The sequence below is a fragment of the Janthinobacterium sp. genome, assembly GCF_031995485.1.
Classification (GTDB): Bacteria; Pseudomonadota; Gammaproteobacteria; order Burkholderiales; family Burkholderiaceae_D; genus Janthinobacterium.
In genome coordinates this window covers 1-21,459 of the sequence record NZ_DAMAGB010000060.1, presented here as the reverse complement: position 1 = coordinate 21,459, position 21,459 = coordinate 1, and the positions used below count along the sequence as shown (strand labels likewise).

Sequence of the window (21,459 nt, the reverse complement as noted above, 5' to 3'; positions counted from 1 at the left end):
GCCTCTGTCGACCTCGCTGCAGCATTGTTAAAAAAGGACGGTTGTCACGAGGACGGCTTCGATTGCATGCCACCTTTCCGGTGGCTTTTTTTATGGGTAAATTATGACTGTGGATATTGCAACGCTACTGTTACGCATCGATGCGCTCGAAGCGCGCAATGCGGCCAAGGATCTGGAGCGCTTGCGCGAAGCGAGCGAACGCGCCGCCGAGGCAACGATCAAGCTGGAAGATGTGACCAAGCACTATACGGCAATCCTGTCCGACCTCGGTATTGCCAACGATATCGGCCAGATCGTCAAGCTGTCCGACGACTATGCCAAGCTGACAACGCAGCTGCGCCAGTCGACCAGTTCGGTTCAGGAATATGGCGAAGCGTACGACAACGTCAAGCGCATCGCAGCTTCTGGACAGACCGAGCTTGCTGCGACGGCAGGCCTGTACGCCCAGGTCAACGACGCGACGAAAGAACTGGGCATCAGCCAGCGCGAGGTTGCCGATATCACTGAGGCGCTGAACCTGGGTGTCAGGGTCAGCGGCGCTTCGGCGGAGGAATCGGCGGCCGCATTCAATAACCTGTCCGAAGCGTTTGAGAACGGGACGATGAGCAGCCAGGCATTCAGCGCCACCAGCCAGGCCGCGCCCGAGCTCATGGCGGCGATGGCCAATGGCCTCGGTGTATCGAAAGAGGCGCTCGCCGGTTTTGCCAGTGTGGGCCTGATTACCGCCGGCATCATGGCGGTCGCGCTGCCCAATGCACTCGGCGAACTGCGCAAGGAAGCGAAACAGTTCGACACTATCGGCGGCGCTTTTACCGTGTTCGGCAATAACGTGATGGAGTTCACCGGCAGGCTGGTGGAATCGACCGGGGCCGCAAAAGTAATGACAGGAGGTCTCGAATTTTTGTCCAATAACCTGACGCTGGTTTTTGGCGTACTGGAAACGCTTACGTTTGCGAAGTTTGCTACTTCGGCAAGTACAGCCGTGATGGAAATCTATAAAAAAGTTACGGCCAACCGCGCCATGCTCGTCTCCACGTTGGCCTCCGCCAATGCCGATGTGGTGGCGACCGGGGCCGCGTCGACGCTGGCTGCGGCGCGCGTTGCCGAATTGCAGGCAACGATACGCACCAGCCAGGCCGATGTGGCGCTGGCGCTCACCACCTATGGCCTGATTCCGGCCCAAGCCCGTGCGACGGTGGCGGCGGAGGCACACGCCGCGGCGCTGGTGGCGCAAACAGCAGCGATGCGGGCGGCATCCGTAACTGCAGGCGTTTTACGGGGTGCACTGGCCTTTTTGGGCGGACCGATCGGCTTGGTTGTTACCTTACTTGGCTTGGGGGCAACGGCCTGGGCCATGTGGGGCAGCTCGGCGAAGGATAACGCGGAAAAAAGCGTGGAACCCGTGCGCAAGAGTACCAAGGAAATTATTGCCGAGCTCGACAAGCAGATGGTACAGCTCGGCAAACGCAATGAACTGGCAAAGCTGGGCTTATCCGCACGCGGCATGGACACGGCAGCAGGCACGCGCATGGTCGAAGTGATGGAGGAAATGGATGCGGTAAGCAATCGCACGGGAAAATACAAGTCCATCGACGATGCTGACCAGCGCGCTACTCTGGAAGTGCTGCAACGCGAATCCCATGCGCTACTGGAGAAAATGAGGCAATTTGACAAGCAGGTGGAAGCTGCCAATCCGAAACCTGCTGCGCAAATGCATGTACCTGCGGCGCCTGCGCCACCGACCCCATTTGATTCATTGATTGACAGCATGCGTGGCAAATCGCGTGATCTCAAGCGCGAGACAATGAACTACAACGAACTCAATGATGCGCAAAAGTACGCGATCCAGTTACAGGAGATCCTGGACGTTCGCAAGAAAAGCCTGACGGCGACGGAATCGGCGGCTTACGAGGCCATGCGCAACGAGATGCAGGTCAGTCTTGAAAAAATCGACCTGGACAAGAAAACCAGGGAAGGTGCCGAGAAGGCGCAGGCAGACGCGAAAGCCCTGGCCGATACGCGTGCCCAGGCGGTTGCCGATGCAGTCAAGGAAGCCGAAGCCGGCGAAAAGCTCGTGGCGACCTACGGCCTGAGCAAGGATGCCATCGCGAAAAATGAACTGGCGCTGCTCAAGGAGAAAAGCGCCTCGCTGGAAGTGGGCGAGGCAAACGCGTCGCAGATCGAGTATCTGAATGCGCTGATCGAGGCCAAGCAGCGCAGCATGAATGCAACGGAAGCCCTGGCAACCAAGGAGGCCAGTGCCGCTGCGGCCAAGAAGGCGTCGGACGAGTGGGCAGCCAGCGCCAAGGACATAGAAAAATCGTTGACGGATGCCCTGATGAACGGGTTTGACAGTGGAAAGAGTTTCGCCAAGGCACTTACTGACAAGCTCAAGGGTATGTTCAATAATTTGGTATTGCAGCCTATTGTTGCGCCGATCGCTGGCGGTGTGGCCTCCTTGCTGAATCCCGGTGCGGCGCAGGCCCAAGGCAGCGTCGCTAACGGTGGCGGCATTCAGTCGCTGATAAGTTCTGCGAAAGGAATTTACGATTCGCTTGCCGGAGGATTGGCCGGCATCAGTACTTCAGTTGCGAACGGGGTGCAGGGCGGCCTGAATATGTTGCAAGGTTATTCCTACTCCCCGTTTGTTAGCGCCAATGGTTCATTTGCTACCGGGGCGGGTGCCGCTGCGGGTATAGCTGCCGGCGTAATGGGCGGCGTGTATGGCGGCAAAATGATCTCGGGCGAGTATGGCCGCAATGGGGTGGTCAATGCCGGCACGGCGATTGGCGCGGTGGTTGGTTCCGTGTTCCCTGTAGTGGGCACTGCGGTGGGCGCCCTGGTAGGCGGGTTGCTGGGCGGTGCGGCAAACCGTCTGTTCGGCATGGGCGAAAAAAAGGTCAGTAGTGCCGGCATATCCGGCAGCCTGGATGGAACGGGCTTCACTGGTGAGAACTATTCTAACTGGACCCAGAAAGGCGGTGTCTTCCGCAGCAACAAGAAGGGGACTGACCGCTCGGCCGTCGATTCGGAACTGGCAGGCTCGTTCGTCGATACCTATTCTCAGCTGAAAGCGGTCACGGGTGCCTTCGCCAGTACGCTCGGTGTCAATGTCGACAGCCTGGGCACGCGAAAGCAGTCGCTCAATATTATCCTGACCAAGGATGATGCCGCCAACCAGAAGGCGATTGCCGATTTCTTCACTGGCGTGGGCGACACGATGGCGAAAGAGCTGGTTCCTTCGCTGGCGCAATTGAGCCTGAAAGGGGAGTCCGCAAGTGCCGCACTGCAGCGCCTGGCCGGTCACTACACGGTTGTTGATACCGTGCTGGCAACCTTGGGAGCCACTTCGCAACAGGCATTTGGTGCCATCGGCGTCGCTTCCCTGGCTGCGCGCGAACAACTGGTGGCTGCGGCGGGCAGCGCGGATGTACTGGCTAACCGGACCGCTTTCTTTTCGGAGAACTACCTGAGTGAAGCTGAACGCCTGGCGCCGGTGCAGAAGCATGTGACAGAGCAGATGGCGGCCCTTGGCTACGCCAGCGTCACGACCCGCGAGCAATTCAAGGAAACCGTGCTGGCCCTTGCCAGCTCCGGTGCGCTGGCCACCAAGACCGGTGCCGAGCAGTACGCGAGTCTGATGACATTGTCCGATGCGTTTGCCAGGACGCATGCATCGACCGAGGACCTGGCCAAGGCCGAAAAGGAAATCGCGGACGAGCGCAAGGGCATCCAGGACAAGCTCGACCAGATCACCATGACCTCGCTCCAGCTGCGCGCCAGGGAGCGCGCGTCGGTCGACGCCGCCAATATGGCCTTGTACGACCAGCTGCAGGCCCGGCAGGACATCGCTGCCGCCTACGAAACGGAATCCTCGGTGCTGCAAGGCACGATCGACCGCCTGAAAACCTTCGCCGATGGCATCCGCTCCTTCAAGGATTCCCTCTTGCTGGGGAACCTGTCGACCTTGACGCCGATGCAGAAGATGGCTGAAGCGCAAAACCAGTATGAAAACATGCTGGCCAGAGCGCAGGCCGGCGACGCCGCTGCGCAATCGGGAGTGACGGCGGCGGCCAGTGCCTACCTGACGGCCAACCAGGTCGTCAATGCCGCCAGCGCCGATTACGCTGCCGCTGCCGCCAGGGTGCAGGCTGACATGGCGGCGCTGGCAAAGATCGCCGGCACACAAATGAGCGAAGCACAGAGGCAGCTGACGGCGCTCGATACGCAAGTGAGCCAGTTGATCAACCTGAACAAGACCGCTGTCGGCATCCAGGAAGCAGTCGCTGCACTGGGTGTGGCGCTGCGGGCCGGTGGCCAGGTCGATAGCACGGCGGGCATGCAGTTCGGCGCCGGTACCGGCATGGCGGCACTCAGCGCGCAGTCCGATGGTGCCGGCGTCGATTTGCCGGCCGCACAGGCCATGCAGCGCTACTTCGGCACGGGTGGCAATAGCGACGCCCTGGTCGCCGAAATCCGCGGCCTGCGCGAAGACAACCAGGCGATGCGCGTGGAACTGGCTGGCCTGCGCGCCGACCAGCGCGTGCAGACCGGCGACACCATCCGCGCCACCATCGAATCGAACGCCAGCGCAGCGCGCACGGTGGTCGAAGGCGTGGACAAATCGGCCAGGACCTCGTCCTGGGCCAATACAGTGAAAGGAGACTATGCATGACCGATCCCCAATTTCTCGACTGGCTGCAAAGCGCGTCGGCCGTGCGCATGGTGCTGGTCGAGGCGCAGGCCAACGTGGCCGGCAATGAAGTGACGCGCTGCCTCGCGTCGCGGCCGTATGTCACCGGGCCGGCGGACACGCCGCCCAATACCGCCTACCTGCCGCTGGTGAGCGGCGGCCTGGCTTTCACGGAGCAGGTCAGCCTGACCGGCGAGGCGGGGCTGTCGGGCGGCGATATCGAACTCGATAACCGCGACGGTGCGCTGGACGGCTGGCTGCTCGATGTGTGGATGAACCGCCCGGTCAAGGTGTGGGCCGGCGACCCTGCCTGGCCGCGTGGCCAGTTCCGGCTGGTGTTCGACGGCGTGATCGCCGACGTGGGCAGCGCCGGGCGCGAGTCGGTCAACCTGGTGTTGCGCGACAAGCTGCAGCGCCTGAACACGCCGATCAGCGAAGCCAAGCTTGGTGGCGCCACGCCCAACAAGGATGCGGCGCTGCCGGTGCCATTCGGCGAATGCCACAACGTCACGCCGCTGCTGGCCAATCCGGCCACGCTGGAATACGGCTTTCTCGGTGCGGTCGAATCGGTGTTCGAAGCGCGCAGCAATGGCAAGCCGATCGATGTCGTGCGTGACGATGGGGCAGGGCGTTTTCGCCTGAAGAGCGATCCTTTTTCGACCACCATCACGGCCAGCGTGCAGGGCGATAACGTTGGTGGCTACGCGCCGCGCATCGCGCCGCTGGTGCAGCGCATCGCTACTGGCTACGGCAAGGCGTCCGACCGGTTTACCAATGCCGACCTGGACCTGGCCAACCTGGCCGCCTTCGATCTCGCCCACCCGCAAACAGTGGGGCTGTATGTAGCCGACCGCAGCAACCAGGCCCAGGTTATCCAGCAACTGGCGGCCAGCGTGGGCGCGCAGGCGCTGATGTCGCGCACCGGCCAGTTGCGGCTGGTGCAGGTGGGCTTGCCCGGTACCGGCGTGCCTTTGGCGATCGGCCCGGCGCAGATGAATGAGCGCAGCCTGCGCGCGGCGCAGCGCCTGCCAGTCACGGCGGCCGTGAAGATCGGCTTCGACAAAAACTGGACCGTGCAGCCCAGCTTGACGACCAGCATCCCACCGGCGCACGCCGACCTGTATGCGACCGAATGGCTGACCGAAACAGTGGCCGACCAGGCGGTGCGGGAACGCTACCGCCTCAGCGACGATCCGGTGCAGATCGACACCTGCCTGAAGACCCGCGCCGATGCGCGGGCTGAAGCGGCGCGGCGACTGGCCTTGAACAAGGTGCCGCGCACCATTTACGAATTTGATGGAGAACCGGACATGATGATGCTGGAACTGGGGCAGGCTGTAACGCTGCAGGACGAGCGCTATGGCCTGCAGGACGGCGTGCCCGGCGTGGTAGTACGCCTGGCGCGCTTCTGGCTGACGGGCCGCGTGACGGTCGGGGTGCTGGCATGAGCGCGGTGGTGGGGGAGCGCGACACGCTGATCATGAATACGGTGCCGCGCCATGCGGCGCCGATCGACCGCGCGCTGATGCTGGCGGCCAGCGCCACCGTGTTCGAGGTGTCGTTCGGCGGCGCGCCGACGCCCGATGCGATCACATTTTCGGCGCTGATGCTGGGCGCGGCGGGCGAGATCGTGTTTTCCAGCGAGCCGCCGGTCACGCTGGCGGTAGCTAATGGCAATGCCGTGCTGCGCTACCAGGATATGCATGCCAGCATTGTGACGGTGACGGCCTCGGCGATGATCGATGGCATTACTTATCACGCACGCCAGACGGTGACCAAGCAGCAGGCGCTGGACCTGACGCCGCCACCGGCGCCATCGGGCTTGATTGCCACTGGTCATGCGGCGACGATCACCCTGGCGTGGAATGCGGTGCCGGCCAATTACAACAATCTGTCGCACACCGAGGTGTGGCGCGCGCCAGTCAACGATTTTGTCCAGGCGGCGCTGGCCGGCCGTGCCGATGGTCGCGAGTACACCGATCCGGTAGGGCCGGGCGCGTTCCGCTATTACTGGGTACGCCATGTTTCGCGCGCAGCTATCCCAGGGCCGTATAACGCCGGCAGTGGCACGGTGGGCGCGTCGGATGCCGAGGTCGAACACTTGCTGCAAGTGCTGACCAGGCAAATCACGGAAAGCCAGCTGTATGACGAGCTGGGTGCGAAAATCGACCTGATCGGCACCATTGCCGGCCAGATCGACGATCTGGAACAAGCCTACGGCGATACCGTTGCCGCCGCCGCCTCCGCGGCCCAGGCCGTGCAGGCCGCAGCCGAAGCCGCGCTCAAGGCAGCAGCGGCTGATGCCGCTGCGGGCGGCGCCAGTCAGTACGCCAGTAACGCCACTCGATCTGCTACCAATGCGGGCACGGCCGCCGGCGCCGCCTCGACCTCGGCCGGCCAGTCATCGCAGGCTGCCACCGCGGCGAACGGCAGCGCGGCAGCGGCAGCCAGTTCGGCAAGCACCGCCGCCAATGCTGCCGGCGCGGCTGGCGCCAGTGCCGGTGCTGCGTCGACCAGTAAAGATGCGGCCAGCAGTGCGGCGGACGCTGCTGGCGTGCAGGCGGCTGCATCCTCGCAATCGGCGATCGAGGCGAAGGCCGCACGAGATGCCGCCAGCGGCTCAGCCACTGCCGCGCTGCAATCTGCTGGCTCGGCCAGTGCATCGTCGACGGCCGCCGGCGGCGCTGCCAGCCAGGCCGCTACCAGTGCCGAACTGGCAGTGGGCGCAAAAAACACTGCAACCAGCGCGGCAGCCTCGGCATCGCAGTCGGCTGGTGCGGCGGGCACTGCCGAGACCAATGCTGCCGGTTCGGCCAGCCGGGCGGCCAGCAGCGCGCAACTGGCAGCAGCATCCAATAATGCTGCTGGCGGCGCGGCTGCAGCTGCGGCTGGCTCGGCACAGGCGGCCGAGACCCGTGCTACGGCAGCCGGACAAAGCGCCACTGCGGCAAGCAATGCCGCCATGACTGCTGGTACGGCAGCGGGCCAGGCGGGATCGTATCTGCAGCAGGTCGCGCAGTCGGCCACGCAGGCCGATGGCAGTGCCCAGGCAGCAGCATCATATCTGCAGCAGTCGCAAGCAATGCTGGCCAATCCAATCACCGGGTTGCAAGCGTCATATGCCGCAGTAAAAGTCACTGCGGATGCAACCGCGAATAGCGTTACGGGCATGCAAGCCAAATATGGCGTACAGCTGGACGCCGACAACGTGGCGGGTGGGTTTCAACTGATGTCCGGCGGCGGCACGCTCGATTTTGCTGTGCGTGCCAGTACGTTTTCCATCGCCGCGCCGGCTGGCAGCGGCATCGCCCGCGCCGTGCCGTTCATCGTACGCACGACTGAAACAGTGGTCGATGGCGTCACCATTCCTATCGGCGTGTATATCGCCAATGCGTATATCCAGAACGCGTCGATCACCAATGCAAAAATTGGTGGCGATATCTGGTCGAGCAATTATTCGCCCGGCCAGGCCGGCTGGTACATGAACCGCACTGGCGACATGGAAATCAATAATCTACGGGCTCGCGGCCACATTGTGGGCGGCGGGTTTACCAATGTCGATTGGCCCGCGGCCGGTGGTGGGTTCTACCTGGGCCCTGAAGTTTTCCGTATGGGGAGCTATCACACCGGAAAGTATTTTGAAGTGGATCCTTTTGGTGACGTCCGGGCACCAGGATTTACGATTATTGATGGCAATCCGACATTCGCCGGGCATCTGTCAGGTGCAACGGGTTCGTTTTCGGGCAGCCTGACAGCGAATTCCGTGATTGCCGGACGTGGCCAGAATGCCGATAACAGCACGTTTATTGATTTTAACGCCACCGGCAATATGCCGTTTATCTATGCAGGTTCGGGGAAAGTGAAAATAACCGCCGATGGCAAAGGCGAGTTTGCTCGCACCATTTTGTCAGAACCCGACTTGGTAAAAAAAGGCGATTTGGCGATCAACGTGGGGGAGGTTGGGTGGGTAGGTGGAAGGCTTAAACCGTTCACCGTTTATATCGATACCGGGCAGCCTTTCGAGTCGACCTGGTACGACGTTCCTTCCGATATCTTCGGTGCAAATGCAACCATCTCACGCGGGGTTACCACCGTTATGCCTGGCTGTAATGGATACAGCGAATCGACCATAGTCGTTGGCGATGGCCTCAATAACGGTGGACAACTTGATCCTATCGATAACCGTATCTACATTCGTTTTACCTGGACCCCTATCAGCGGCACGGGGCAAATCAGACCAACCGAGATCGCCTGGAAACTGGTGAAACTTTAATGACTAATTTACGCATCCTCCACGACAACGCCGCCGACCGCGCCGTTCTTTCCGCATCAAGCCAGGCCGGCGCCCTGGGCCCGGCCAACCTGCAGCGCGACAGCAAGTCCTTTGTACTGCGCGCCACTGGCACGGTGTTATCCATCAGTGCCACCTGGCCCACGGCCGAGCTTGTAGCCTGCGTGGCGCTCATTTCCACCAATCTGACCAGCAGCGCAAAGATGCGCGTGCGCGGCTTTGCCAAGCCGGGCGATGGCGTGCCGGTGCTGGACACGGGCAGCATCTTTCCGTGTCCGGCCGCCACGCACGGCTCCTATCCGTGGGGCACTTTGCCGCTGGGCTGGAACGCCTACCGCTGGGGCGGCGTCAATACCTGGGCGCGTGGCGGCGGCGCCGATGGCGCCGCCTGGTTTGCGCCGGTGCGCGTGCGCCAGCTGGTGATCGACGTGCATGCGCCGCAAAGCCCCGAGGGTTACGTGGAAATCTCGCGGCTGGTGGCGGGCAACTACTGGTCGCCTGTACAGAACGCCGAGTACGGCGCCCAGTTGCTGCTGCAGGACAGCAGCGAGGTCTACCGCACCGCAGCGGGCGAACTGAAAAGCGCGATCGGCACCGCTAGTGACAAGCTCAGCGTGACGCTGGCGCACCTGACGCCGATGGACCGTGCCCGCCTGATGCGCATCCTGCGTGAAAACGGCAAGGGCAAGGCGATGCTGTTCAGCCTGTTCCCTGAAAACCCGGACCCGCTGCTGGAACAGGATCACATGTTGTACGGCAAGGTCAGCAATATCGACGCGGTATCGACACCATATTTTGAAACGTATTCCGCACCACTCCAAATCGAAGGAATCTAAATGGCTGATAAATTTTATGACGGCATGCCGAACGTCAACGACAAACTCAATGAGATGGACCGTGCGTTTGCGGCGGGGCCGTACAATGCGCTGCCGTTGACTGGCGGCACGCTTGGCGGGCCGCTGTATTCAAACTCGAACATCAGCATCACGGGGGCTGTATTTGCGGCAGGTGGTCTGGTTGCTGGCACTGGCACGGATTATCATAGCAGCCTTGGCACGCCGAGTAGCTCGACTGCCACTGTCGGCGTGCCAATGGAAGTATTGTCGATTGGGGTGCCTGGTATCGGCGGGGTTTCTTTTCCGGGCAGATATGTGTGGAGCACAGCCTCAGGCATCGGTTCGCTATATGCATCGGGTTACACGCTCAGCCTCCGGGCGTACGACTCGGGCACAAAAGCAAACGGTCCGGTCCTGATGCAAATAAGTGGCAATGGGTTGACCGCTTTACCGGGACAAACTCTGGTCGGGCCTGCTCCCGCCTATGCCGTGACTGCGGGAGGGCATGCCATATATAGAGATACCCCAATCTCGGGAACAATTCTTTATCTCGGCAGAACAGATGAAGGCGGCCAGCCGTCTGTAGGCGTGTTGGCCGCAGCTACTTCCAATTGGGCCGCACCGTTGGCAGTTCTGTATGCTGGCGCATCACAGCAGGGCCGAAGCATCAATGCGGGTGGCACCATTAACAGTGGCGGTGCCGACTATGCCGAATATATGGTGAAATCGCCGGCATGCAACGCGGTGACGCCGGGGCAGCTCATCGGCATTGATGTGCTGGGACAGCTAACTGATCATTGGGACCATGCAATAGCATTCGCGGTCAAATCGACCGACCCGTGCATGGTAGGTGGGGATAGCTGGGCACGCCATCTGGGCAATCGCCCTGATCCCGTCGAACGCATCTTGCCCACCGAAACCGTTCCGGGAGAATCCGATGAAGAATGGGCCGCCCGCCAGGCGCCAGGCCTGGCTTTCGACGCCGCACTGGAAACCGCACGCCAGACCGTCGACCGCATCGCCTTCTCCGGCCAGGTGCCCTGCAACGTGCAGGGCGCCAACCCCGGCCAGTATATTGTCCCGGTCCAGGCCGGCGACGGCATCGTCGGCGTGGCGGTCAGCGAAGACGATCTGACCTTCAAGCAATACCTGCGCGCCATCGGCAAGGTAATTGCCATCGAAGACGACGGCCGCGCGCGCATTATCGTCAAGGTCGCCTAGAACGTGACGACGCAACCCGAAACCCGCCACGGCGGGTTTTTTTATTTCCAACCAAGAAAGGCAATCATGGCCATCGAAACCACCGCCGCGGGCGGCGCACTGATCAAACTGTTTGGCGTGCCGGTGCTGGCCGGCGCTGCCGCCACGTCGCTGGGCTTCATGTTCATGTGGCCCCGCTCCACCAGGGAGGCGTTCATCCGTTTTTTTTCCAGCATTATTATTTCCACCTTTATCGGACCGGCGCTGGTGGCGGCCGTGCTGTCTTGGTGGCCCAGCCTGTTCGACAGCGCGAAAACCGTGGCTGGCCTGTACGGCGGCGATCCGGCCACCGGCTTTTTGTTTATCGCCGCACCGCTGATGGTGGCCGCCGGCCTGCCCGCGTGGTGGGTGCTGGGCGCCTGCGTGCGCTGGTTCGACAAGCGGCGCGGCAAGGATATCGGCGAACTGGCGGCCGATGCCGCCGCCATTGTCAAGGATGTGCGAGGTGTGCTGTGAGCGCCACACAACTGAGCGTCAAACAATTGCTTGCCATTATGCCCCTGGCGGGACGCCGTGCCGGCCTGTTCCTGGCGCCACTGAATGCGGCCATGGCGCAATTCGGTATCGACACGCCACTGCGCCAGGCCTCGTTCCTGGCCCAGGTGGCGCACGAGTCCGGGCAACTGCTGTGGCTGCGCGAACTGGCCAGCGGCGCGGCGTACGAAGGGCGCAGCGACCTGGGCAACGTGGTCGCCGGCGACGGCGTGCGCTTCAAGGGACGCGGCCTGCTGCAGATCACGGGGCGCGCCAACTATGCGGCGTGCGGCGTGGCGCTGGGGCTGGACCTGCTGGCCGCGCCGCAATTGCTGGAGCAGCCTGGTGCCGCATGCCGCTCGGCCGGCTGGTTCTGGCAGTCGCGCGGACTGAACCGGCTGGCCGATGCGGGCGACCAGGAACGCATCACGCGCCGCATCAATGGCGGCATCAACGGCCTGGCCGAACGGCTGGCTCTGTACCAGGTGGCGCGCAAGGTGCTGGCATGAAGCCGGCCACGCTGGCTGTGGCCGCGCTGGCGCTGCTGGGCGCGCTGGTGTTGTGCGCGCAGCGCTGGGGCTACGAAGCGGGGCGCATGGACTGCGGCGTGCAACTGGCCGGTACGCGAGCGGCGCTCGAACGCCAGACCCAGGCGCTGGCAGCACTACGCAAGGAGGGCGTGCAGCGCGCTGCCAGGTCGACCCGGGCCTTGCTGGCAGCGCAGGCATCGCAGGCCGGGGCGCAAGCGGAAGCGGCGCGCATCCTGGCGCTGCGTGCCGATGGCGACGCGTGCCTGGCGGCGGAAAAGTTGATCGCCAGCGAGATGCGATGAAGGCGCGCCCTATCATCGCGTCAGCCTGGCTGTGCCTGTTGTCCGCTTGCGCCAGCGCGCCGCCGCCCGCGATGCCTTGCGTTGCCGCGCTGCCAATGGCGCCCGCCTTGCCAATGGTGCCGGCCAGTGGCATTTTCGCGCAGGCACAGGCATTGGTGGCGCGCGACAAATTGCACGTCGCATATGCGCGACGGCTGGAGGCGCTGCTCGACACCTGCCGGTAATGGAGCGCACCGCATGGCAGCGGCTGCCGCCTTTTGGTGAAGCGGTCCGGGACTGCGCCAGAAAACAGTGCAAGCACTTCCCGCTCAAACACCATATTGGCATTTTCGCACCATGCCGACCACGCATGTCGCTGGCACGAAGCATGCATGGAACCAGGAGATATTCTTTCTTGTCCCTTGTGTTTCATGCTTGCCGTTGTCGCGCGGCGGGCCTACCGGAATTGGAGCGTACCGTGGCAAAACCTCACCTGACCGCCATCCCCCGTATCGTCGCGCCACCGCCTGGCGAGCCGCCGTCGCCAGTCGATGAAGTGCTGCCAACTGGCAAATTGTTCACGCTGGGCCTGCAGCATGTGCTGGCCATGTACGCGGGCGCGATTGCCGTGCCGCTGATCGTCGGCCGCGCCCTGAAACTGCCGCCCGAGCAGGTGGCGGCCCTGATCAGTGCCGACCTGTTCTGCTGCGGCCTGGTGACGCTGATCCAGTCGCTCGGGATCGGCAAATATTTCGGCATCCGCCTGCCCGTGATGATGGGCGTGACCTTTGCCGCCGTCAGCCCGATGCTGGCGATGGCCAACAGTCCGGCACTGGGCATCACGGGCATCTTCGGCGCGGTGATCGGCGCCGGTGTGGTCTCGATGCTGATCGCGCCGTTCATCGGCCGCATGCTGGGCCTGTTCCCGCCGGTGGTCACCGGCAGCATCATTGCCGTGATCGGCGTGTCGCTGATGCGCGTGGGCGTCAACTGGGCGATGGGCGGCCCGCCGTCGATGGCAAAGATACCCGACCCGGCCTTCGTGGCCGGCGCTGCGGGTGGCGCGGCGCCGATGATCGCCAATCCCGCTTATGGCGCGCTGGACAATATGGGTATCGCGCTGTTCGTGCTGGTGGTGATCTTGCTGGTCGCCAAATATGGCCGCGGCTTCCTGGCCAATATCGCCGTGCTGACCGGGATTATTGCCGGCACCGCGCTGGCCTTTGCGCTCGGCAAGACCGATTTCGGCAAGGTGGCCAGCGCCAAGGCATTTGCCATCGTCACGCCGTTCCAGTTCGGCATGCCGACCTTCGATGCGGTGGCAATACTCACCATGAGCCTGGTGATGATCGTTGTCATGATCGAGTCGCTGGGCATGTTCCTGGCGCTGGGCGAGATGACTGGCAAGCGCATCGGTCAAAACGACATCAGCCGCGGCCTGCGTGTGGACGGCCTGGGTACCTTGATCGGCGGCATCTTCAACACCTTTCCCTACACCTCGTTTTCACAGAACGTGGGGCTGGTCGGCGTGACGGGCGTGCGCAGCCGCTGGGTCTGCGTGGCGGCCGGTGCCATCCTGCTGGTGATGGGCGTGCTGCCGAAGATCGCCCAGGCGGCCGAAGCCGTGCCGGCCTTCGTGCTGGGCGGGGCAGGGCTGGTGATGTTCGGCATGGTGGCCGCCACCGGCATCCGCATCCTGGCCGGCGTCGACTACAAGAGCAACCGCAACAACCTGTTTATCGTCGCGCTGGCAATCGGTTTCGGCATGCTGCCTTTGGCGGCCGAGCAGTACGCCCAGCATATGCCCAAGGCCCTGTCGCCGCTGCTGCACAGCGGCATTCTGCTGGCGGCGATTGCGGCAGTGCTGCTGAACCTGTTCTTCAATGGAATCGAATCACCGGATGACGCGCGAGCGAAGGCGCGCGACAGCAGCCATGGCAGCGAATAAGTAGCAGAAAGCTGCTCAGGCGTCGCGCCAGGCTGCTTCGAGTTCGTCGCGGCGCGGCGCATCGGCGATGTGCAGGATCAGCGTTGTGCGCAGCTCCGCCGGATGCACGGCGCGATGCTTGGCGAACCAGAACACTTCGCTCAGGTCCTCGTCTTCGTGCCAGGTCGTCGTCACGGTTTGCTCCGGCGCCACGTCTTCGTAATTGGTCGCTTCCAGGAATGCATCGTCGATCGCGTCATGCCACGCCTCGCACTGGTTGCCCCAGGCCGATGCATACAGGCAGCCGGCCGCAACCAGCGCGCGGCTGGTTTCCCACATCGTCATTTCCGCCACGTCGGCTTCGATGATCAGGATGGCTTTGAAGGGGGACAGTTCTTCCAGCGTGGGGAAATCGCTGTCGGGAGTGAGGTGCAGGTAGCGCAGGATGGTTTTTTGCATGGTGACGATTATCTGGGTGAATCCGGGGGAACCTGTTTGGGCAAGGGCAAGTGTTGAGGCGGCAGCTTACCCTATTGCAGGCGTTCGCATCGAGGATGGCCAGCAGCATTTTCGGCGGGGCCTGCAGCGGCGATCGCCTGTTGAGCATGTGCAGCGACTGCAGATAGTATAAACGGTAGCTCTTGTGCTAGAATCTTGCCGCTGCCCGGATGGTGAAACTGGTAGACACTGGAGACTTAAAATCTCCCGCCTGTAAGGGCGTGCCGGTTCGATTCCGGCTCCGGGCACCAGCACACATGCAATTGACAGGAATAGTGAATGCTATTCCCTGGCTTTACCCCAGTTCCGCAAAACTGGCTTTGTTCCGCAAAAAATCTCTGGCACGTGTTTTGTCGGCTTGATGGCGAGCAGGGCCCGATCTGAAAATTTCTGATGTCCTTCTCAATGTCCGGATTGTCGACCGCTGCCTTGTCACGCGCGGTCTCAATGGCGTGGCGCAGGATAGGGGTCGCCAGCCGCTGCGTGGGTGGCGTGACGACCTCTCCAGGCACAGAAGAATTACTTTACCGGCCCGTGCAAAGCAACCAGGCCCTGGAACACCGCAGCGATCACGGCGGGATCATTTTGAAACGCGCTGTCGAAATGGATGCCCACCAAGGTCCGCGCATTGTTAAGCAGGGCGCCGCCGACCGCTTCAATTTCACGCGCCCTTTCCTGAACCTCAAGTTCGACCTCCGAATCCCATGGCTCTACAGTCATAATCAATCTCCAGTATCGGTAAAAGTTAAGCATAGCATGATCATTCATCGCGCCCGCACGGTTGGCCACCACTGGCGAACCGTGCTGCACCAGCTTGCGTGCAAAAAATTGTAAAGCGCTGATACGAGCCATTTCTCAGAAGAATATCGCATTCCACCACACCTGCTGACAGACGATGTTGCCGGACCGCCGCCGCGTTGTATCGTGACGAATGGAATGGAGATTGCAGTCCTAAAAATTGTCCGCACGACAATCAAAGTTTCAAAATAGAACTATCGTGCTACAATCTGTCTTGTGAAATTTACGTCCAGAGCGTGACTACCCCGTGCTTCGGTCGCCGCTCAATTCAGGTCAGCGCATTTTGCCGTCTTGCCTCCGTTCCCATCGTTTCATGTCGCCACCCATGCGTATTCAGGGTGGCTTTCTTACCGTTTTGTGCATTTTTGCAGGAAGTAGTTTCATGATGTTCATGAAGAAGTGGCCATCGCTGTTGCTGGCCGTCAGGGGCGCGTGCCTTTTGATGATAGTTTTGGCGTCGCGCAGCGCGGCGGCGCAGGCCGAGCCGATGCCGGTGTGGACCTTCGGCGGCTTCGGCACGGCCGGTCTCGTGCATTCGAGCGAGCGGCAGGCCGACTACAGCGCCAATGTAATCAATCCTGGCGAAGCCGGATATACCGACCGCTGGAGTGCGTCGGTGGATAGCCGCGTCGGCGCGCAGCTGGGCGTGGCGATCACGCCGCGCTGGTCGGCGGTGCTGCAGGTGATCTCCGAGCGCAATTTGCAGAATTCCTACCGCCCGGTGGTGGAGTGGGCCAATATCAATTACCAGGCGACACCTGAGCTGAACCTGCGCCTGGGACGCATTGCGCTGCCGATTTACCTGGCTGGCGACTATCGCAAGGCCGGCTATGCGCTGCCCTGGGTGCGTCCGCCGGTGGAGGTGTACGGCTCGCTGCCGGTCGCCAACAGCGACGGCATCGATGCCAGCTACCGCTGGCAGGCGGGCGCCGCCAATAACCTGACCCAGGTCTTCTATGGCCACACCAGCGTGCAGACCGACGACAGCGGCAAGCGGGCCAGGGCGCGCCAGCTGATGGGGCTGTCCAACACCACCACCTACGGCGCTTTTACCGTACGCGCCAGCGCACTGACGGCCGAGTTGACCGTCGACCTGGCGCGGCCGTTGTTCGACGCGTTTCGCCAGTTCGGCCCGCAGGGCACGCTGATTGCCGAGCGCTACGACGCCGACCACAAGCGGGTTGGCATCGCCAATATCGGCGTCAGCTACGACAACGGTGTATGGTTCGTGCAGGCCGAAGGCAGCCGCATGAACGCGCGCTCGTTCCTGGGCGACAAAAGCAGCATGTATGCGAGCGGTGGCTACCGTCTGGGGGACTGGACGCCGTATGCGACGTACGGCAGGGTGGTCGCGAACGTGCCGATCCACAGCGACGGGCTTGACGCCAGCCGCCTGCCAGCGCAGGCTGGCGCCAGCGCCGCTTACCTGAACGCTCAGCTCAATGGCCTGCTGGGCAGGATCGCGGTACAGCATAGTGTCAGCAGCGGGGTGCGCTGGGATTTTTTGCCCGATTACGCGCTCAAGCTGCAATACGATCGCCTGCGTCCGACCGGCGGTTCGTCGGGCACCCTGATCAATGTGCAGCCGGGCTTTCGCTCGGGGCGTCCCGTGCATGTCGTGAGCTTCGCGCTCGACTTTGTTTTCTAGGATGCGCGCCATGATGAGCAAGACAATCGTTGGTGTGCTGCTGGCGCTGGCGTGCAGCCAGCCGCTGCAGGCGCTGGGCAGCGACATGGTGGTGATCGTGTCGGCCCGCAATCCGAACGACACCATGCACGCCGGGCAAGTGGCCGATATTTTCCTTGGGCAGAGCGGGCGGTTTCCCGACGGCTCGCTGGCCAGCGCGATCGACCAGCCGATCGGCGCGCCGCAGCGCGATGCGTTTTACCTGAAGGTGACGGCCAAGTCGCCGGCGCTGGTCAAGGCCTACTGGACCAAGATGATCTTCACGGGACGCGGCCAGCCGCCCAGGGAGGTACGCGACAGCGTGGCCGTGCGCAAGCTGGTGGCCGACAATCCCGGCCTGATCGGCTATATCGAGCATGATGCGCTCGACGCCAGCGTCAAAGCCGTGCTGGTGGTGCGCTAGCATGGGCGCGCGCATGGTCGTGGTGCCTGATGCCGACGCTCTGCCGCCGCCCGCGCAGCGCTGGAGCGGCAAGCTGCTGCGGCTGGTCACCGACACGCATCTGTCGCTGCCGCTGTTCACTTTGCTGCTGCTGACGGCGATCTGGGGCAGCACCATCCGCATCATCGAGGCGGAGCGCGTGAGCGCCGCCAAGGCGATGCGCGACGCGGTGCACGAGCTGATGGACACCTATGAAGCCCAGGTTGCGCGCAATATCGGCGCCATCGACCAGACCCTGAAGGTGGCCGCGTACGCCGTCAGCCTGAAGGGTGCGCTTGGGGCTTTGCCGGAACTGAAGCGCCAGGATCTGCTGCCGCCATCGCTGGTATTTACCGTCCAGATCGCCGACCGTGGCGGACGCGTGATTGCCAGCAGTCCCGCGGCACCGGCGCGCTCGATCGCCGGCCAGGATTACTTTACCAGCCAGGTGGCGCGCGCCGGCGAGACGACCTATGTCAGCGTGCCGCTGGCCGACCAGCCCGGCGGCACGCCGGTGCTGCATTTCACGCGGCGCCTGCAGGACGACGCAGGGAACTTCGATGGCGTGGTGATGGTGCAGGTCGACCCCGGCTACTTTACCAGCAGCTATGAAAAAACGCGCCAGGGCGAGCGTGGCCTGCTGGCCATCTTTGGCGCCGACAACCAGCCGCGGGCATTGCGCGTGGGCGCGCGCGAAGGATGGCAAGGCGTGGCCCCGTCGCTCGAGCGTTTTCGCGCGCAGCCCGCGTGGGATGGCGTGGACCGCGAAACCATCGTGCAGCCGTCGCTGGGCGGGCGCCTGACGGTGGTGGTGGGGCTGGCGCGCGATGAACAGATGGCGCCATTCCTGCAGAACCGCAAGACCAACATCCTGCTCGCCTCGATCGCCAGCGCCGTGCTGCTGTTGTTTGCCGGCATGGGCTGGGCCTGGTCGTGGCAGCGCACCAAGGAGCAGCGCCTGATGCGGCGCGCGCAGGAAACCTATGCAGCTGCGGCCGAGGCCAATCTCGATGCCTTTTTCATGCTGCACAGCCTGCGTGACGGCGATGGCGTGGTGATCAACTTCCAGATCGCGGCCGCCAATAGCCGCGCTGCGGCGATGACGGGCCTGAGCAAGCAGCAGTTGCAAGGCATGAGCTTGAGCGAGGTGCTGCCGAACAGCCACAGCAACGGCCTGTTCGACAAACTGCGGCAGGCGGCCGACAACCGCGCCGTCTACCAGGAAGAGTGGGAAAACGATCACGAGGGCGCGCGCGCCAGATGGGTGCATCTGCAGGTGGTGGGCGTGGAAGACGGCGTGGTGGCGATCGTGCGCGACATTACCGAGCGCAAGCAGACCGAAGCGCAGATGCTGACCATGGCGCTGCACGATGCGCTGACCGGGCTGCCCAACCGCAGCCTGATCACGCAGAGACTGGAACTGGCCGTCGGCGATGCGCGCCGTGACGGCAGTGCGGTGCTGGTGTGCTTTATCGACCTCGACGGTTTCAAGCTGGTCAATGACGGCCTCGGTCACCAGGCGGGTGACGAATTGCTGAAAATTACTGCCTCGCGCATGCAGGCCTGCGTGCGCCAGCAGGATACGGTGGGCCGCCTCGGCGGCGACGAATTCGTGCTGATCTTGCCATGGAGCATGGACGACATGTCGGCTGCCAGGGGGCTGCTCGATACCATCCTGGCCGCCGTCACGCAACCGCTGACGCTGGCCGGACAGGAAGTGCAGATCAGCTGCAGCATCGGCGTGTCCCTGTTTCCGCGCGATGGCGACAGCGCCGACAAGCTGCTGGTCAATGCCGATGCGGCGATGTACCGCGCCAAGTCGTCGGGCAAGAACAATTACCAGTTTTTTGACGAGGAAATGAATGCCAGCGGCAACCAGAAGCTGAGCTTGCTGGAAGGCTTGCGCCATGGCATCGAGCAGGGCCAGTTCCGCCTGCTGTACCAGCCGAAGATCGATTTGCATACGAACCGCATTTTCGGCGTGGAGGCGCTGGTGCGCTGGCAACACCCGCAGCGCGGCGTGATTTCGCCGATGCGTTTCATTCCGCTGGCCGAAGAGAGCGGCCTGATCGTGGAGCTCGGTGAATGGGTGCTGCGCCAGGCCTGCCTGCAGAATCAGGCCTGGCGCGATGCCGGGCTGGCGCCGATCACCATCGCCGTCAATGTCTCGCCGCGCCAGTTCGATGACCGCCGCCTGGTCGAGCGCGTCACGCTGGCGCTGGCCGACAGCGGCCTGGCGCCGCAAGGGCTGGAACTGGAAGTGACGGAAAGCCTGACGATGCGCGATATTCCGCAGACCGTGGTGAAAATGGAGCAGCTGGCGGCGATGGGCCTGTCGCTGTCGATCGATGACTTCGGCACCGGTTTCTCCAGCCTGGCTTCGCTGAAAAGCTACCCGTTGACGCGGCTCAAGATCGACCAGTCCTTCGTGCGCGACCTGGACGGCCGGCTGCAGGACCAGGCCATCGTGCGCGCGGTGATCGCCATGGCGCACCAGATGCAGCTGCGCGTGATCGCCGAAGGCGTGGAAACGGCCGAGCAGCGCGACTTCCTGCTGGAAAACGGCTGCGACGAGATGCAGGGGTATTTGTACAGCCACCCGGTCGATGCCGCCGCCATTGCCGCGCTGCTGATGGCGCAACGCTCGTAAGTATCGATTAAAAGCCGTTTATCTGTAGCGCATACACATCTGGATCGAGTCGTTTTACTTTCAGTGGCAATACGATGTGCGCCGCGTCCGTAAGCAATGTATCGAAGAAAGATAATTCTGGGTGAAAATGCCAGGAATCAAGCGCAATAAGCCGTTCTGGATGGCAGTTTGTTTACTGCTCGGTAGTTCGAACACTAGCTGCCGCGAAAAGACTGCCGGATAATTGGTTGCAACAACATGGTTCTGGAATAACATAATTTTTGTTTGCAGCGAAACATAAGGTGATAATGCAGAACTGTTTGTAAGGCTATGTCATCGCAAGACGTGGGAACGTTCTGGAATTGCTGAGGTCTAACGAATCAGTTATTTTCTTCCAGGAGCATGCAATGGACGCCTCCCAGTGGCAACTGTTTCGCAAGCAGCTCACGCAACTGTCACAGCGCCAGCGTGTTATCAGCAGCGACTTGTTGCGCGACGGCGCGTCGCAGGACGCGAACATTACCGTGATCGAACAAGCGGCACAGGCGCATTTGCATTGCCCAGCTTGCCATTCGACACATTTTCACCGGCATGGCCATGCCAACCAATTGCAGCGCTATCGTTGCGTCCCCTGCGGCAAAACCTTCAACGCCTTGAGCGGCACGCCGCTGGCGCACCTGCGCCACAAGGAACGCTGGCTGGCCTATGCCGGCTGCATGCTGAACTCGTTTTCCGTGCGCAAGGCGGCCGAGCAAGTCCAGGTGCATCGCAACACCAGTTTTCGCTGGCGCCATCGTTTTCTGTCGCTGGCCAGGACCGACCGGCCACCCTGTCTGCATGGCATCGCCGAAGCCGACGAGATGTATGTGCTGGAGTCGCAGAAAGGGTCGCGGCACCTGACGCGGCCGGCGCGCCGGCGCGGCGGCAAAGCGAGGCAACGCGGCATTTCAAACGATCACATCTGCGTGCTGGTGGCGCGCGACCGCACCGGGCAAACCGTCGACTTCGTGACCGGCCCGGGACAGCTGACCAAGACAAAATTGCACAATTGCCTGCCGCCGGTGATCGACCACGACATCCTGCTGGTCAGCGATGGCCATCCGGCCTATCCCGTGTTTGCGCGGGAGAACGGCA

16 protein-coding genes and 1 tRNA gene are annotated in these 21,459 nt (G+C 62.6%); 15 read left to right on the top strand and 2 right to left on the bottom strand.

Annotated elements, in window-relative coordinates:
* The first annotated feature begins 103 nt into the window (after nt 1-103).
* The 10 genes from RTQ46_RS24635 (at nt 104) to RTQ46_RS24590 (ending at nt 14,313) form a co-directional block, all read left to right on the top strand.
* The gene (locus tag RTQ46_RS24635) at nt 104-4,675 is read left to right on the top strand and encodes a tape measure protein (RefSeq protein WP_312440227.1); all 4,572 of its coding nucleotides are present in this window, start codon (nt 104-106) and stop codon (nt 4,673-4,675) included.
* Nucleotides 4,672-6,141: a hypothetical protein gene (locus RTQ46_RS24630; RefSeq protein WP_312440226.1), complete on the top strand. Its 1,470-nt coding sequence runs from the start codon at nt 4,672-4,674 to the stop codon at nt 6,139-6,141. The genes RTQ46_RS24635 and RTQ46_RS24630 overlap by 4 nt, the downstream gene beginning before the upstream one ends.
* The gene (locus RTQ46_RS24625; protein ID WP_312440225.1) at nt 6,138-8,966 is read left to right on the top strand and encodes a hypothetical protein; all 2,829 of its coding nucleotides are present in this window, start codon (nt 6,138-6,140) and stop codon (nt 8,964-8,966) included. The genes RTQ46_RS24630 and RTQ46_RS24625 overlap by 4 nt, the downstream gene beginning before the upstream one ends.
* A complete protein-coding gene (locus RTQ46_RS24620) occupies nt 8,966-9,820 on the top strand; it encodes a hypothetical protein (RefSeq protein ID WP_312440224.1) in 855 nt (284 codons plus the stop codon). Before RTQ46_RS24625 ends, RTQ46_RS24620 begins: the two co-directional genes overlap by 1 nt.
* Nucleotides 9,821-11,041, top strand: coding sequence for a hypothetical protein (locus RTQ46_RS24615; protein ID WP_312440223.1), 1,221 nt, complete (start codon nt 9,821-9,823; stop codon nt 11,039-11,041). It begins immediately after the preceding gene.
* 66 nt (nt 11,042-11,107) lie between these two features.
* A complete protein-coding gene (locus RTQ46_RS24610) occupies nt 11,108-11,536 on the top strand; it encodes a hypothetical protein (RefSeq protein WP_312440222.1) in 429 nt (142 codons plus the stop codon).
* Entirely contained in the window at nt 11,533-12,063 is a 531-nt protein-coding gene (locus RTQ46_RS24605; protein ID WP_312440221.1) for a glycoside hydrolase family 19 protein, read from the top strand. The genes RTQ46_RS24610 and RTQ46_RS24605 overlap by 4 nt, the downstream gene beginning before the upstream one ends.
* Complete coding sequence (locus tag RTQ46_RS24600) at nt 12,060-12,386, top strand: hypothetical protein (RefSeq protein WP_312440220.1); 327 nt, start codon at nt 12,060-12,062, stop codon at nt 12,384-12,386. The genes RTQ46_RS24605 and RTQ46_RS24600 overlap by 4 nt, the downstream gene beginning before the upstream one ends.
* Entirely contained in the window at nt 12,383-12,610 is a 228-nt protein-coding gene (locus RTQ46_RS24595; protein ID WP_312440219.1) for a hypothetical protein, read from the top strand. The genes RTQ46_RS24600 and RTQ46_RS24595 overlap by 4 nt, the downstream gene beginning before the upstream one ends.
* A 266-nt stretch (nt 12,611-12,876) precedes the next feature.
* Nucleotides 12,877-14,313 (top strand): nucleobase:cation symporter-2 family protein, encoded by a 1,437-nt coding sequence (locus tag RTQ46_RS24590; RefSeq protein ID WP_312440241.1) that lies wholly within the window; start codon nt 12,877-12,879, stop codon nt 14,311-14,313.
* Nucleotides 14,314-14,328: 15 nt separating this feature from the next.
* Here the strand turns inward: RTQ46_RS24590 and RTQ46_RS24585 are convergent, their stop codons facing one another.
* Nucleotides 14,329-14,751, bottom strand: coding sequence for a hypothetical protein (locus RTQ46_RS24585; protein WP_312440218.1), 423 nt, complete (start codon nt 14,749-14,751; stop codon nt 14,329-14,331).
* 203 nt (nt 14,752-14,954) lie between these two features.
* Between RTQ46_RS24585 and RTQ46_RS24580 the strand changes: the two genes are divergently transcribed.
* A tRNA-Leu gene (locus tag RTQ46_RS24580) sits at nt 14,955-15,041 on the top strand.
* 268 nt (nt 15,042-15,309) lie between these two features.
* Here RTQ46_RS24580 and RTQ46_RS24575 read toward each other — a convergent pair.
* On the bottom strand, nt 15,310-15,642 hold the full coding sequence (locus tag RTQ46_RS24575) for a hypothetical protein (RefSeq protein ID WP_312440217.1): 333 nt from the start codon (nt 15,640-15,642) through the stop codon (nt 15,310-15,312).
* 388 nt (nt 15,643-16,030) lie between these two features.
* Between RTQ46_RS24575 and RTQ46_RS24570 the strand changes: the two genes are divergently transcribed.
* The 4 genes from RTQ46_RS24570 to RTQ46_RS24555 form a co-directional block, all read left to right on the top strand.
* Nucleotides 16,031-17,236: a hypothetical protein gene (locus RTQ46_RS24570; protein WP_312440240.1), complete on the top strand. Its 1,206-nt coding sequence runs from the start codon at nt 16,031-16,033 to the stop codon at nt 17,234-17,236.
* A gap of 10 nt (nt 17,237-17,246) precedes the next feature.
* Nucleotides 17,247-17,678 (top strand): phosphate ABC transporter substrate-binding protein, encoded by a 432-nt coding sequence (locus RTQ46_RS24565; RefSeq protein ID WP_312440216.1) that lies wholly within the window; start codon nt 17,247-17,249, stop codon nt 17,676-17,678.
* 1 nt (nt 17,679) lies between these two features.
* Entirely contained in the window at nt 17,680-20,346 is a 2,667-nt protein-coding gene (locus tag RTQ46_RS24560) for an EAL domain-containing protein (protein ID WP_312440215.1), read from the top strand.
* A 386-nt stretch (nt 20,347-20,732) separates the two neighbouring features.
* A partial coding sequence (locus RTQ46_RS24555; protein WP_312440214.1) for an IS1595 family transposase occupies nt 20,733-21,459 on the top strand: 727 nt, incomplete at its 3' end.